General features: G+C 61.5%; 11 protein-coding genes and 1 pseudogene. 8 read left to right on the forward strand and 4 right to left on the reverse strand.

Annotation, left to right across the window (positions count from 1 at the left end; all coding sequences use genetic code 11):
• Window positions 1-180: 180 nt before the first annotated feature.
• Window positions 181-1,953 (reverse strand): adenylate/guanylate cyclase domain-containing protein, encoded by a 1,773-nt coding sequence (locus NMG80_RS08565; RefSeq protein ID WP_254017718.1) that lies wholly within the window; start codon window positions 1,951-1,953, stop codon window positions 181-183.
• 147 nt (window positions 1,954-2,100) lie between these two features.
• Between NMG80_RS08565 and NMG80_RS08570 the strand changes: the two are divergent.
• Window positions 2,101-2,211: pseudogene (locus NMG80_RS08570) on the forward strand (integrase); the annotation flags it as partial.
• 214 nt (window positions 2,212-2,425) lie between these two features.
• Here NMG80_RS08570 and NMG80_RS37780 read toward each other — a convergent pair.
• The 3 genes from NMG80_RS37780 to NMG80_RS08585 form a co-directional block, all read right to left on the reverse strand.
• Complete coding sequence (locus tag NMG80_RS37780) at window positions 2,426-2,770, reverse strand: hypothetical protein (RefSeq protein WP_436798568.1); 345 nt, start codon at window positions 2,768-2,770, stop codon at window positions 2,426-2,428.
• A gap of 110 nt (window positions 2,771-2,880) precedes the next feature.
• Entirely contained in the window at window positions 2,881-4,149 is a 1,269-nt protein-coding gene (locus tag NMG80_RS08580; RefSeq protein WP_254017720.1) for a hypothetical protein, read from the reverse strand.
• A gap of 382 nt (window positions 4,150-4,531) precedes the next feature.
• Window positions 4,532-5,581 (reverse strand): LacI family DNA-binding transcriptional regulator, encoded by a 1,050-nt coding sequence (locus NMG80_RS08585; protein WP_254017721.1) that lies wholly within the window; start codon window positions 5,579-5,581, stop codon window positions 4,532-4,534.
• 400 nt (window positions 5,582-5,981) lie between these two features.
• Between NMG80_RS08585 and NMG80_RS08590 the strand changes: the two genes are divergently transcribed.
• From NMG80_RS08590 to mgrA, 7 genes are all read left to right on the forward strand, one after another.
• Window positions 5,982-7,220: an ABC transporter substrate-binding protein gene (locus NMG80_RS08590; protein WP_254017722.1), complete on the forward strand. Its 1,239-nt coding sequence runs from the start codon at window positions 5,982-5,984 to the stop codon at window positions 7,218-7,220.
• Between the two features lie 115 nt (window positions 7,221-7,335).
• Window positions 7,336-8,229 (forward strand): carbohydrate ABC transporter permease, encoded by an 894-nt coding sequence (locus NMG80_RS08595; protein ID WP_254017723.1) that lies wholly within the window; start codon window positions 7,336-7,338, stop codon window positions 8,227-8,229.
• Complete coding sequence (locus NMG80_RS08600; RefSeq protein WP_254017724.1) at window positions 8,222-9,157, forward strand: carbohydrate ABC transporter permease; 936 nt, start codon at window positions 8,222-8,224, stop codon at window positions 9,155-9,157. The genes NMG80_RS08595 and NMG80_RS08600 overlap by 8 nt, the downstream gene beginning before the upstream one ends.
• Window positions 9,158-9,159: 2 nt before the next feature.
• The gene (locus NMG80_RS08605; RefSeq protein ID WP_254017725.1) at window positions 9,160-10,257 is read left to right on the forward strand and encodes an ABC transporter ATP-binding protein; all 1,098 of its coding nucleotides are present in this window, start codon (window positions 9,160-9,162) and stop codon (window positions 10,255-10,257) included.
• A gap of 68 nt (window positions 10,258-10,325) precedes the next feature.
• Window positions 10,326-11,072, forward strand: coding sequence for a sugar phosphate isomerase/epimerase family protein (locus NMG80_RS08610; protein ID WP_254017726.1), 747 nt, complete (start codon window positions 10,326-10,328; stop codon window positions 11,070-11,072).
• Window positions 11,073-11,084: 12 nt separating this feature from the next.
• The gene (locus tag NMG80_RS08615) at window positions 11,085-12,248 is read left to right on the forward strand and encodes a Gfo/Idh/MocA family protein (RefSeq protein WP_254017727.1); all 1,164 of its coding nucleotides are present in this window, start codon (window positions 11,085-11,087) and stop codon (window positions 12,246-12,248) included.
• A 488-nt stretch (window positions 12,249-12,736) separates the two neighbouring features.
• On the forward strand, window positions 12,737-13,783 hold the full coding sequence (mgrA, locus tag NMG80_RS08620; RefSeq protein WP_254017728.1) for an L-glyceraldehyde 3-phosphate reductase: 1,047 nt from the start codon (window positions 12,737-12,739) through the stop codon (window positions 13,781-13,783).
• The last annotated feature ends 168 nt before the right edge of the window (window positions 13,784-13,951 follow it).

Raw genomic sequence — 13,951 nt, forward strand, 5'->3', positions numbered from 1 at the left:
GCGAGCGGCTTCGTCCTCGGGTCAGGCCACGACATCGGGCCTTGCAGGTTGAATGTCCGCTATCGTTATCCCCTGCACCGCAAGCCGACCGACCGCTAACGGTCCGCTCCAGTGATCAACGCGCCGCACAGCGGTCGTTGCTGTTCCTTCGAAGCAGTCTGCAGGCAATACCGGAGGTTGTCATACGAGGCCGGCTTTGCGAAGGCCCTCCACGATCAGCTCGAAATCACTGGGATCCTTGTAGGGCAGCACTTTGCGGCGATGTTCCAGAGAATATTGGGGGTTGACGCGAAACGCTTCCTGCCACTCGCGACGGGCTTCTTCGAACCGACCCAGATGGCCGTAGCTCGCCGCCAGGAGCACGCGTGAGACGTCGGTGGAAGGGTTACGAACAAGTCGCCGTCTCAGGATCCCAATTGCCTCTTCATACCTGCGCAGCTGGAACATCGCTTGCGCCTGGAAGTGAAGGTACACGTCCGGATAATACGGGTTCAAGGCCATTGCCGTGTCGAAACACCGGAGTGCGTCCTCGGAGTTGCCGGAATAATGGAGTGCATAACCGAGGTTTTCGTGCCCCTCGGCAAGATTTGGCGCAAGACCGATCAAGCGTTTGGCTGAACAGATGGCCGCCTCATGCCGTCGCGAATACAATTCGACGATGCCCAGCGCCCAATGCGCGTAGGGATATCGATCGTCGAGCGTCACAGCGCGTGCCGCGAACATTTCCGCTTGCGCCATTGCGGCCGACCACGACGAGCTCCACTGGTTTGCATAGTCCAGTATGCTCGCGAACGCGAGGAACGCGTAGGCGGGAGCGAATTTCGGGTCGAATTCGACGGCGCGCTGCAACAGCTCCCGGCCCTTGATGTTTTCCGCTTTCGTGAACCGCCATAGCTGCTCTCGACCATGAAGAAAGCAGTCATACGCGTCTGCGTTGCCGGTTTGCTCGGTCGCGACCCGCTGCTGGTCGCCCTTTGTCAGGTTGAGCGCCAGCGCGTCGATAATTTGCTGCGTAACGTCGTCCTGTACGGCAAAGATATCGGTCAGGTTGCGATCAAAACGCTCCGCCCACAGATGTCCGCCTGTGGTCGCGTCAATAAGCTGTGCGGTGATACGCACCCTGTTGCCGGATTTGCGGACGCTGCCCTCCAGCACGTAATGCACGCCGAGGTTCCGGCCCACCTCCTGAACGTTCACGTTCCTGCCCTTGAAAGTGAAGGACGAATTGCGAGCGATCACGAACAGCTGCGACAGCTTTGAGAGAGCTGTGATGATGTCTTCGGAGATTCCGTCGGCGAAATATTCCTGCTCGGCATCACCGCTCATGTTGGCGAAGGGCAGCACGGCGATCGATAACCGAGGCGGTGCCGCTGCCGAAAGTAGAGCTTCCGAAGGTTGGGGGGTTGGCGACGCCTTTGCGTGAGCCGCGTTGCCGATTCGGAGTGAATAAACCCGGATCGGCTCGGCAATATTCTTGAGCTGGGTGTCGCCGAGATCACTGACCGAAACGTCTAGTCTCGTCTTGACTTGCCTATAGGCGTCTTCGGATAGGCAGATGGTGCCCGGGGCAGCGACACCCTCCAAACGGGAGGCGATGTTGACGCCGTCGCCCATCAGGTCGCCGTCGCTTTCTTCGACCACGTCGCCCAAATGTATCCCAATACGAAACTCGATGCGGCGGTCCTCGGGCACGCCGGCGTTGCGCTCGACCATGCCATTCTGCACCTCAACGGCGCAGCGCACGGCATCTACCACACTGCGGAATTCAACCAGCGCACCATCGCCTGTGCGCTTGACCACACGTCCGTTATACACGGCGATGGTCGGGTCAATCAGGTCGCTACGAAGTGCCCGCAACCGGGCCAAGGTACGATCTTCATCCGCGCTCGCCAGCCGGCTGTACCCGACCACATCAGCGGCAAGGATCGCGGCTAGCTTGCGGTGCTCGCTCACGGGGCAATCTCCTCGTATCAACAATAACACGAAGACGCAGGGAAACATGAAAGTTCGCTGTCCCCTTCAGAGCGATATCTTGCACTTGCTAGAATTCTGCACCGTACGCCGAAGTAAGGGGATCATCATCCCTCCGAACTCTCGGCCACCGGCAACCTGCGCGCTGTGCAGATTCTGGGACACGCCAAGATCGAGAACACTGTTCGTTATCTTGGTGTCGATATCGAGGACGTGCTTGCCGAGCGGACTGAGATCTGACGTTAGGGGCGGTCGTTCGGCAGTGCTGAATGACCGCTTCCAGCCGGAGCAGGTCTCTGCCTCGATCCGACTTTGGAGGAAAGCGGAATGGCAGCTATTGATCGACACAGAAAACGATCCGGACACTCAGACCGCGCGACACCCGGACGGGCCAGCCCATCATCCATCCTGTCGCCGGCTCTGTCCCCGAAGATTCTTCTTCCCGTTTCGGCGATCAATCCCGGCGCGGATCGCAAGGCTTGGCGGCCCGTTGAGCGACGCGCTCACGGTACCTCGCGTCGGTTCCACTTCGGTTTTCCGGCTTGGTAAGCGTTTCGACAGGCTTCCCGAGTACGACCAGCAGCGTGTCCCATTCTTCCTGGCCGAGCGTCTTGTAGCGGTACTCCAGACCCGGCGAAGCCAGGAGCTGCTCGATCTCAGGCCGCGCGACAGAGGCCGCAGGGCCAATGCGGCGAAATCCGCTTCGCACGGCATCGGTAGCCGCGGTCAGGTCGCTGAAGCCATACTTGCCCGGATCGTAGACGGAGTACTCGCGCAGCAGTCGCAACAGGTCGGGCACGGCATCGACGCCGCGGTCGCCATGGCGCTTGATCAGGCCGGTGGCAAAGCGGCTGACCGCCGGGTCGGCGAGAATCGCGCGCTCTTCCGGCAGCGGATCGGCGTATGCATCTAAGGGAAGGCCGGCCAGGACATTGATCCAGTTGCGCGCCTCCTTCTTGTCGTGGCCGCGAGGTAGCGGCGGGCGGCGAGCCGCCGCAGATCGGCGGAGTCGCCATCGACCTCTTTGATGATCGCCCACAGCCCGTCTGAGGATCGCACCCGCGGGTCCTCCAAGATGCGAACCAGCAGACGCCGGTCGCTCTCGCCGAGCGGCTGGTCGTTCGCGCGGAACGAGTCCATCCACTGATTGGCGAGCGCGAACGCGGGATCGTTCACCGGCTTACGCGGATCGTCGAGCGCTTTGGCCAGTTCCTCGCGCGTTCTCGTTTTCGCCGCTTCCATATTCACGCCGCGCGAAACACTGGTGTGGTCGAGTAGCAGCCGGTTGACCGGAACCTCGGCGTACATCCTTCCGTCACCGAGCCGCCGACGCGCCCAGCCGAACCGGAAGTTCTCGATCCCGCAAGAGGGCCCGATCAGCAACGGCGTCGCCGGGGCGAAGATTGACAGGATCGACTGCCGCAGCAGCACCTGTTCACCGGCGTCGGTGATGGTGAGCGCCTTGCGGTGGGGTGCGGAGGGTTCGAGCGACCAATCCACCCGTCCCGATCGGGGCTTGGCATCGGGCACGGCGGGGCCGTTCTCGATCGCGATGGTGAAGTCGGGTTCGGGGGCGTCGTCGCTTTGTAGCAGCGCCTTGCCCTCTGACAACATCAGGTTCCATTCGGCTTCCAGCGCGCGCTGAGGGGCGAGCGGATCGGAGGCATCGTAGCGCCGCTCTTCCAGCAGGCCATGCCCGATGACGGTGCTTCGTTTGCCGGGCGTCGAGTCCGGCACGACGCGATAGATGTTGGAATGACCGCGAAGGGTCTGGACGCGGACCGAAGTGACGCCCGGGGTCTTGAGCAAGGCCGCGCACAATGCATCGCAACGGCCCTCGAACGGGCGGGCGAGGAGAATGTCGCCCTTGAGCGCAATCGGTGCGCTCGACTGAATGTCCGGCTCCTTCAGGCTGGCCAGCATGCCCTTCGCCCAGGTGAGGCCTGGCTGGGGGATGGTCCAGAACAGTGCCAGCGTCGCGGCGCCCGACATGACGTTCAGAGGAACCCCTGAAAGGAAACGTCCGAGCAGCAAGCGGAACAGCGCGAAGGCGACGCCATACATGAAGGCCGTTGGCATCGACGCGAGGATGAGCCCCGGGATGATCAGGAAACTGCCGATGATGACCAGCCATGGCATTGTCAGCGCCACGAACGCGCCGACGCCGGTGATGATCAAGTAAGTCTTCAACCACATGCGCGGAACCTTACCGCGCAGGATTCAAAAAAATGATAAAGCTACTGTTCTCGGGTCGGTGCCGTCTTTCGGGATCCCCCCGTTGACGAAATCTCGTCACGCTCACCTCAAAAAGCTGTCGATCGTCCGCCTTTGGTGGCTCTGGGGCCCCCATCAGATGACCGACTAGGTGAAGGTTTTTCAACGCGGGGCGATGTCGATCCAGCCCCAACCGTCGTGCCGCGGCCCGCATCGAAAAACCTTCACCAAGGCTGCCAGTCAGCAGCGCGCATTTTGCAGCCAAGTGGACTCAGTTGGCGTCGCAGAAATGCGGCTAAGACAAATAGATGAAGCGGGATGCCCGGTTCAATTGGACGTATTCGCTCTAGTCGGGACGGCAATAGGCCAGAACCCCGGTCGGCTTGCTCAGGCTCTGCAAGGAGCCAGGTGTTGCGCCGCCGATCCAGCCCAGCACCGAGCGGGCGAGCTCGGCGCCGGCCAGCCGGAAGTTCTCGTTGACCACCAGCAATTCCCTGCGGAACAGGTGCAGCAGGTCGGACGACTGCTTGGACACCACGTCGACGTCCCGGCCGAGCTTGAGGCCGGCGTCCTCGATGCCGGCGACGATCGCGAGTGTCGCGGCAGCGGCGCTGCTGACGAAACCGTCCGGCCTGACGTCCCGGCGCATCAGTTGCGCCGTCCTCATCCTGATCTGCTCGATCGAATGGTCGATCGAAACGGTGTTGAACGGGATTTCGCTGGCGCCGACCTCGCTCAGCGCATCGGTGAAACCGTCCAGCGTGTGACCGTGGTAGGTCAACTCGACGGGAGGCGCCAGCAGAGCCAGCCGGCGGCGGCCGATGCCGGCCAGGTGGCGCACAGCCTCGGTCGCGAACGCGTAATTGTCGAAATCATGATAAGGGTGGATCAGCCCCATATCGGTGCGGCCATGCGTGGCGAAGGGGATACCACGCTCCAGCATGTAACGGGCCCTGGGGTCATTCGGCTGGGTGCGCGAAATGATGACGCCGTCGGCGGAGCCGGTTTCCACCAGATAACGGATCGGATCCAGGGGATCCTGAGTGCGTGAATAGGGCGTGACGATCAGGTGGTAGGGTGTGTCGGCGATGACTTCCGAGACGCCGTAGATGATATCCGAGACAAAGCTCATGATCTCGCGCTCGGTGTTGAGCACGAGGCTGATGACGCTGGTCTTGCCGGTCCGCAGGCGCACGCCGGCACGGTTGGGGCGGTAACCGATCTGCTTGGCGACGAGCTGGACGCGCCGTCTTGTTTCGGCGCCGATCTCGGGCGCGTCCTTCAGCGCCCGCGACACGGTGGTGACGCCGAGGCCAGTCATGAAGGCAAGCGTCTTCAATGTCGGCCGGCCCAGTCCCGACGCCTCGTCGTCCTTTTCCGTCTGATCTCTGTCCATTCATCCCGCCCGTCAGGCGCATAGCAGTTGCCGTGCAGGTCGGCAATCGGCGGGTCGCCCGCCTGATGAACACCCTATACACTGAAACGTTACAGATTGTCACTTGCCATCGCGCAGCGGCCAGTAAAGCTAACTTGGATGAGCCGACGCTCCGTTCGACGCAAAGTCGGTGTGCGTCGGCAAGGACTTGCCCGCGGAACAAGGTTTTGCCGAATTTCACGCATGGTGGCATCATTTTTGCAATGCAACCTGTCTTGCGGCTGTGCAGTGGACGGACATTGCATGGCGAGTTTGTTCGCAGTTCGAAAAAATGCCGAACTGTTCCTGTACGGGGGTTGCGCGCCTTCAACAATTGCCGTATCGAAAATCTGTAACGTTTCAGATTCTGGGAGGAGCCGAAATGCGATACCAAATCATGTCCGCTGCGTTGGCAGTGACAACCGCGCTGCCATTCGCCGGCCCGGCGGCAGCGACGGATCTGGAAGTCACCCATTGGTGGACTTCAGGCGGCGAGGCGGCGGCGGTCGCCGAATTCGCCAAGGCGTTCGACGCGACAGGCAATCATTGGGTCGACGGCGCCATCGCCGGCTCCGGCGGCACGGCGCGACCGATCATGATCAGCCGCATCACTGGCGGCGACCCTATGGGCGCCACCCAGTTCAACCACGGAAGGCAAGCGGAAGAATTGGTGCAGGCCGGTCTGATGCGCGATTTGACCGAGCTCGCCACCAGGGACAAGTGGGCGGAAATCGTGCAGCCGAAGAGCCTGCTCGACGGCTGTACCATCGACGGCAAGATCTATTGCGTGCCGGTCAACATTCATTCCTGGCAGTGGCTGTGGCTGTCGAACGCGGCCTTCGAAAAGGCCGGTGTGCCGGTGCCGAAGAATTGGAATGAATATGTCGCGGCCGCCCCTGCGCTGGAGAAGGCAGGCATCATACCGCTGGCGGTCGGCGGGCAGCCTTGGCAATCCTCGGGCGCCTTCGACGTGCTGCTTACGGCGGTCGGCGGCACGGACGCTTTCTTGAAGGTCTATCGCGACAAGGATGCCGAATTCGCCGCCGGGCCTGAGCTCGCGAAGGTGTTCAAGGCCGCGGACGATGCCCGCAAGATGGCGAAGAACACCAATGTGCAGGACTGGAACCAGGCCACCAATCTCGTCATCTCCGGCAAAGCCGGCGGCCAGATCATGGGCGACTGGGCGCAGGGCGAGTTCCAGGTTGCCGGGCAGACTGCCGGCAAGGACTATACGTGCCTTCCCGGCCTTGGCCTGAACGAGGTCATCGCCACCGGCGGCGATGCCTTCTACTTCCCGCTGCTGCAGGACGCTGAAAAGTCCAAGGCGCAGGAAGCGCTGGCCGAAACGCTGCTCGATCCCAAGACGCAGGTCGCCTTCAACCTCAAGAAGGGCTCGCTGCCGGTGCGCGGCGATATCGACCTCAAGGCGGCGAACGACTGCATGAAGAAAGGGCTCGACATCCTGGCCAAGGGCAGTGTCATGCCCTGGACGGACCAGCTGCTGTCGCAGGACACCCAAAAGCAGAAGGAGGACCTTTTCTCCGAGTTCTTCGCCAAGCCGGACATGACCGTGGAAGAGGCGCAAAAGCGCTTCGCCGACATCGTCGCCTCAGCGGACTGACGATCGACGAACCGCTCGCTCCCGGCCTGCGACCGCGGGGCCGGGAGCTCCGGGTCAAGTCTTGACCCTTCGGCCCTGACCCTTCGGCCTTACCCGATCCAGCCCGGCTGTGCAGATGAGCAAGAGCGAACGCCCCAACCAACTCTTCCGCAACCTTAACGCCAAGGTCGCCTCTGTTCCGATGGTCCTCACCGCAGTGGTGATCTTCGTCGGCGGCAGCGCGTGGACGGTGCTCTATTCCTTCACCAATTCAAAACTGCTGCCGCGGCTGAACTTCGTCGGGCTCGACCAGTATTATCGACTGTGGTCGACGCCGCGTTGGCTGGTCTCGATCGAGAACCTGCTGGTCTACGGCGTGCTGTCGCTGGTGTTCTCTCTGGTCATCGGCTTCATACTGGCGGCGCTGCTCGACCAGAAGATCCGCTTCGAGGACACGTTCCGCACCATCTTCCTCTACCCCTTCGCGCTGTCCTTCATCGTCACCGGCCTTGTCTGGCAGTGGCTGCTCAACCCGGAGTTCGGAATCCAGGGGGTGGTGCGCGGCCTCGGCTGGGAAAGCTTCAGCTTCGATCCGCTCTACAATTCCGACATCGTCATCTACGGCATCTTGATCGCCGCGCTCTGGCAAGGCACCGGGCTGATCATGTGCCTGATGCTGGCAGGCCTGCGCGGCATCGACGAGGATATCTGGAAGGCCGCGCGGGTGGATGGGATACCCACCCTAAAAACCTACCTGTTCATCATCATCCCGATGATGCGACCGGTCTTCATCACCGCGCTGGTCATCATCGCCGCCGGCATCGTCAAGGTCTATGACCTGGTTGTCGCCCAGACCAGCGGCGGTCCCGGCATCGCCTCCGAAGTGCCGGCCAAATATGTCTATGACTACATGTTCTTCGCCCAGAACCTCGGCCAGGGCTTTGCCGCCTCGACCATGATGCTGCTGTCGGTGGTGGTCGTCATCGTTCCCTGGGCCTATCTCGAATTCGGAGGCAAGAAGCGTGGCTGACCTTGCCGTTCCCCTGCCTGCCGATACGGGCTCTATCGGGCTTGAGGCATCCGGGCCGCGAGGGCCAAAGCCGCGGCATGTGTTCTCGCGCCGCAACATCTTCCTCTATGGCACGCTCATCGTGGTGGCGCTGTATTATCTGCTGCCGCTCTATGTGATGGTGGTGACATCGCTCAAGGGCATGCCGGAGATCCGCCTCGGCAACATCTTCTCGCCGCCGCTCGAGATCACCTTTGAGCCTTGGGTAAAGGCCTGGTCCAGCGCCTGCACCGGCCTCAATTGCGACGGGCTCTCGCGCGGCTTCTGGAATTCGGTGCGCATCACCGTCCCGTCGGTCATCCTGTCGATCGCGATCGCTTCGGTGAACGGCTACGCGCTTGCCAACTGGCGCTTCAAGGGAGCCGATACTTTCTTCGTGATCCTGATCGTCGGCGCCTTCATCCCCTATCAGGTGATGATCTATCCGATTGTCATCATCCTGCGCGAGATCGGCCTCTATGGCAGCCTGAGCGGCCTGGTGATCGTCCATTCCATTTTCGGCATGCCGATCCTGACATTGTTGTTCCGCAACTATTTCACTTCCATGCCGGAGGAACTGTTCCGGGCGGCGCGCGTCGACGGCGCCGGCTTCTGGGGCATCTATTTCCGCATCATGCTGCCGATGTCGCTGCCGATCTTCGTCGTCGCCATCATCCTGCAGGTGACCGGCATCTGGAACGACTTCCTGTTCGGGGTCGTCTACACCCGCCCCGACACCTATCCGATGACGGTGCAGCTCAACAACATCGTCAACTCGGTGCAAGGCGTGAAGGAATACAACGTCAACATGGCCGCCACCATCCTGACCGGCCTCGTACCGCTCGTCGTCTACTTCGTTTCCGGCAAGCTTTTCGTGCGTGGCATCGCCGCCGGCGCGGTGAAAGGATGATGATGACAAGGTTAGAAAATCCCAGTGTCTCGATCCAGGACCTGTCGCTCAATTTCGGCGCAATTTCGGTGCTGGAAACGCTCAACATCGATGTCGCCGAGGGCGAGTTCATCGTGCTGCTCGGGCCGTCCGGCTGCGGCAAGTCGACCTTGCTCAACTGCATCGCCGGCCTGCTCGACGTTTCGGACGGCCGCATCTTCATCAAGGGCAAGAACGTTACCTGGGAGGAGCCCAAGGACCGTGGCATCGGCATGGTGTTCCAGTCCTATGCGCTCTACCCGCAGATGACGGTGGAGAAGAACCTGTCCTTCGGGCTGCGCGTTGCCGGCATTCCGAAGGACGAGATCGCCAAGCGCATCGCGCGGGCCGCCGAGATCCTGCAGATCGAGCCGCTGCTGCAACGCAAGCCGTCGGCGCTTTCGGGCGGCCAGCGCCAGCGTGTGGCGATCGGGCGGGCGCTGGTGCGCGATGTCGACGTCTTCCTGTTCGACGAGCCGCTTTCCAATCTCGACGCCAAGCTGCGCGCCGAATTGCGCGTCGAGATAAAACTGCTGCACAGCAAATTGCAGAACACCATGATCTATGTCACCCACGACCAGATCGAGGCGATGACGCTGGCCGACCGCATCGCGGTGATGAAGGGCGGCGTCATCCAGCAGCTCGATGCACCGCAGAAGATCTACAATCGCCCGGTCAACCGTTTCGTCGCCGGCTTCCTCGGCTCGCCGGCGATGAATTTCCTCGATGGCCGGCTGGAGAAAAATGATGGCAACTGGCACTTCGCCGTCGAGGATGTGCGGATCCCGCTTGCCACCTACGCTTTTGAAAAGGAGCCGGTGCCGGGAGCGGCGGTGTTCGGTATCCGGCCCGAGCATGTCGCGTTCAACAGCGGCTCCGGATGGCCGTTCACAGCCACGGCAAATGTCGTGGTCGTCGAGCCCATGGGTTCCGACACACTGGTCTGGCTGAAGCTCGGAAATCAGAATTTCACCGTGCGGGTGACATCTGAGCGCACGCCAAACAACGCCGATACCGTGAGCATCGGTTTTGACCCGATGCGTGCTTCACTGTTCGACGCTGCAACCGGCAACCGCCTGTAACACCCGCCTGTAACACCCCGAGAATTTCACCCTCAAAAACATCCATCCCCAGAGAACGGACAGAGACGATGAATTGGTCATTCCAACTTTACAGCGCGCGCAACTTCCAACCTTGGGCAGGGGTGCTCAAGATGCTGGGCGAGCTCGGCTACGCGCAAGTCGAGGGGTTCGGCGGCGTCTATGACGATCCCACGGCAATTCGTGCCGAACTCGACAAGAACGGGCTCGCCATGCCGACCGGCCATTTCTCGATCAATGCGCTCGAGAACGATTTTGACGGCGTGCGCAAAATCGCCGACGCGCTCGGCATCACGCTGCTCATCTGCCCCTATCTGGTCGCCGAGAACAGGCCGACCGACGCGGCCGGCTGGCGCAGCTTCGGTGCACGCCTGGCCAAGGTCGGCGAGACGGTTGACAAAGCCGGCTACGGCTTTGCCTGGCACAACCATGATTTTGAGTTCAAGCAGCTTGCCGACGGCTCGGTGCCGCAGGACCACATCCTGGCGGCAGCGCCCGACATCGGCTGGGAGATGGACGTCGCCTGGGTGGTGCGCGGCGGCGGCGATCCGCTGCCCTGGATCGAGAAGTATGGCAAACGTATCGCCGCCGTCCATGTCAAGGACATCGCCAAGCCCGGCGAGGGCCTCGACGAGGACGGCTGGTCCGATGTCGGACACGGCACGATCGACTGGGCCGGTCTGATCCAGGCGCTGCGCGCCAACAGCGCCGCCAAATACTACGTCATGGAACAGGACAATCCCAACGATATCGAGCGCTTCGCCCGCCGCTCGATCGCAGCCGCCAAGACCTATTAGGAGCAAACCAGCATGGCAAAAAAACTTGGGGTCGGCGTCATTGGCTGCGGCAATATCTCGAAAGCGTATTTTTCACTGGCGCCGCTATTTCGCGGCATCGAGATGCGCGCCTGCGCGGATATCGACATGGATGCGGCCAAGGCGCGGGCGAAGGAGTTCAAGCTGCGCGCCGAGACAGTCGAAGGGCTGCTCAAGGCCGGCGACATCGACATCATCGTCAACCTCACCATTCCGGCGGTGCATTACGAGGTGTCGAAACAGATCCTCGATGCCGGCAAGCACGTCTATTCGGAAAAGCCGTTCGTGCTGTCGGTCAAGGAAGGGCTGGACCTGAAGAAACTGGCGGAGAGAGACGGACTGCGCATCGGCTCGGCGCCGGACACTTTCCTCGGTGGCGCGCACCAGCTTGTCCGAAACCTGATCGACACAGGCAGACTTGGCAAGATCACCAGCGGCACATGCCACGTGATGAGCCATGGAATGGAACACTGGCACCCCAATCCGGACTTCTTCTTCCAACCCGGCGCTGGTCCGGTGCTCGATATCGGACCCTATTACATCACCAATCTGATCCAGCTGATCGGACCGGTAAAGCAGGTGGCGGCCTTCGCTTCGATCCCGTCGACAGAACGCACCATCAGTTCGAACCCGCGCGCGGGCGAAAGAATCCTGGTCGCCACGCCGACGACGATCCACGGCGTGATGGAGTTCGAAAATGGCGCCGTGGTGACGCTCAATAGCAGCTGGGACGTGTGGAGCCATGGCCATGCGCCGATGGAACTCTACGGCGAATTGGGCACGGTGTTTTTGCCGGATCCGAATTTCTTCGGCGGCGACGTTCGCTTCACTGACGCCGCCAAGCCGGTCAAGAAGCTGCCAAAGTGGAAGCATCCGTTCGGCGTGGCCAACCAGATGCATTCGCACGGCATGATGGCCAATTACCGCACCGCCGGTCTCGCCGACATGGCGCTGGCGATTGCGGAAGGCCGGCCGCATCGCTGCTCGATGGAACTGGCGCTGCATGCCGTCGATGTGATGACCGGCATGTTGCGGTCGGGTGCGAGCGGAAAGTTCGTTGCCATGCAGACCACCTGCGAACGGCCTGCGGCACTGGGCGTCAAGGATGCGGAAGGGCTGTTGGCGAAGAAGAAAGGACCTTCGGCGAAGAAGAAATAGGTGCAGGAGACTGTTTGGAAACTCTACTCCGGCGGCCATCTGATGGCGGTTTCTGCGCTTACCTACAGCGCCGCGCGTCCTTTGGACGCGCAAAGGACGCTGTAGCACTTTTGATTTTGCGCATGATCCCTTCCGAAAATCTTTCCGATTTTCGGAAGGGATCATGCGGGCCCACGGACCAGCGCATGACCCCGGAAACCGATTTCGGTTTCCGGAAAGGATCATGCGCAAATGCAAAGTGTTAGAGCGTCCTTTGCGCGTCCAATTGGACGCGCGGCGCTCTAATGTCCGCTCCGCTCCGGTTCTCGAAACCACCACCATATGACTCGCCGGAGCGACTTTCCTAACAGCCTCTAAGCGCTTCAGTGGTTGCGACATGTCGACCCTCTCCCCATTGGAACGGCGAGAGGCTAAGGGTGAGAGGCAGAGCCGACTCACCTTTTTTTCGCGATGGCAGCTGCCTGCTCGCTTATGATTTGAGGATCCCCATGCCTTATGTGCCCGCTGAAAACCGCTACGAGAACATGGTCTACAATCGCTGCGGGCGATCCGGCCTGAAATTGCCGGCGATCGCGCTCGGGCTCTGGCACAATTTCGGTGACGACACGCCGCACCGGACCAAGCAGGCGATAGCGCGCAAGGCCTTCGATCTCGGCATCACACATTTTGACCTCGCCAACAATTACGGCCCGCCGCCCGGTTCGGCGGAGACGGCTTTTGGCGAAATCCTGCGGACGGATTTCTCATCCTATCGCGACGAGCTGATCATCTCGACCAAGGCCGGTTATGAGATGTGGGCCGGACCCTATGGCGAATGGGGCGGGCGTAAATATGTGCTGGCCAGCCTCGACCAGAGCCTGAAGCGTATGGGGCTCGACTATGTCGACATCTTCTATTCGCACCGCTTCGACCCTGATACTCCGCTGGAAGAAACGATGGGCGCGCTCGATCAGGCGGTGCGCTCCGGCAAGGCGCTTTATGCCGGCATCTCCTCCTATAATTCGCAGCGCACGCGCGAGGCCGCCGATATATTGAAGCAACTTGGCACGCCTTGCGTCATCCATCAGCCGAGCTATTCGATGCTCAACCGCTGGGTCGAGGACGATGGTCTGCTCGACACGCTGGAGGGGCTCGGCGTCGGCTCGATCGTGTTCACGCCGCTGGCGCAAGGTATGCTGACCGACAAATATCTCGGCGGCATCCCTGAGGGCAGCCGCGCCAGCCAGGGCAAGTCGCTGCGGCCGGCCTTCATCAACGACAAGACCATCGCCAACATCAAGGCGCTGAACGCTATCGCTGGACGCCGCGGGCAGACCCTGGCGCAGATGGCGCTGGCCTGGGTGCTGCGCAAGGGCCGGGTGACCTCGGCGCTGATCGGCGCCAGCCGGCCGGAACAGGTCGAGGATTGCGTCGGCGCGCTGAAGGCGCTCGACTTCAGTGATGCCGAACTCGCCGAAATCGACACCTACGCGCGCGAAGCCGACATCAATCTGTGGGCCGCCTCTGCCGAGCGCAAGGGTCCGCCACGGAAGTGACTCAGGGCATCACTTCAGCGTAGACATCGAAAATTGGCATAGCCAAACAATGTCTCGGAGTTGGCCGGCTTCTGGGCCATGCCGACACAGAAACAGTAGCAAAGAGGCCGCTTCGTCGCTATCTGGAGAGAACTGGAGCCGCTTGCATGCGGAAATGACGTGCAGCCG

The sequence above is a fragment of the Mesorhizobium escarrei genome, assembly GCF_935825525.1.
GTDB classification, from domain to species: domain Bacteria; phylum Pseudomonadota; class Alphaproteobacteria; order Rhizobiales; family Rhizobiaceae; genus Mesorhizobium; species Mesorhizobium escarrei.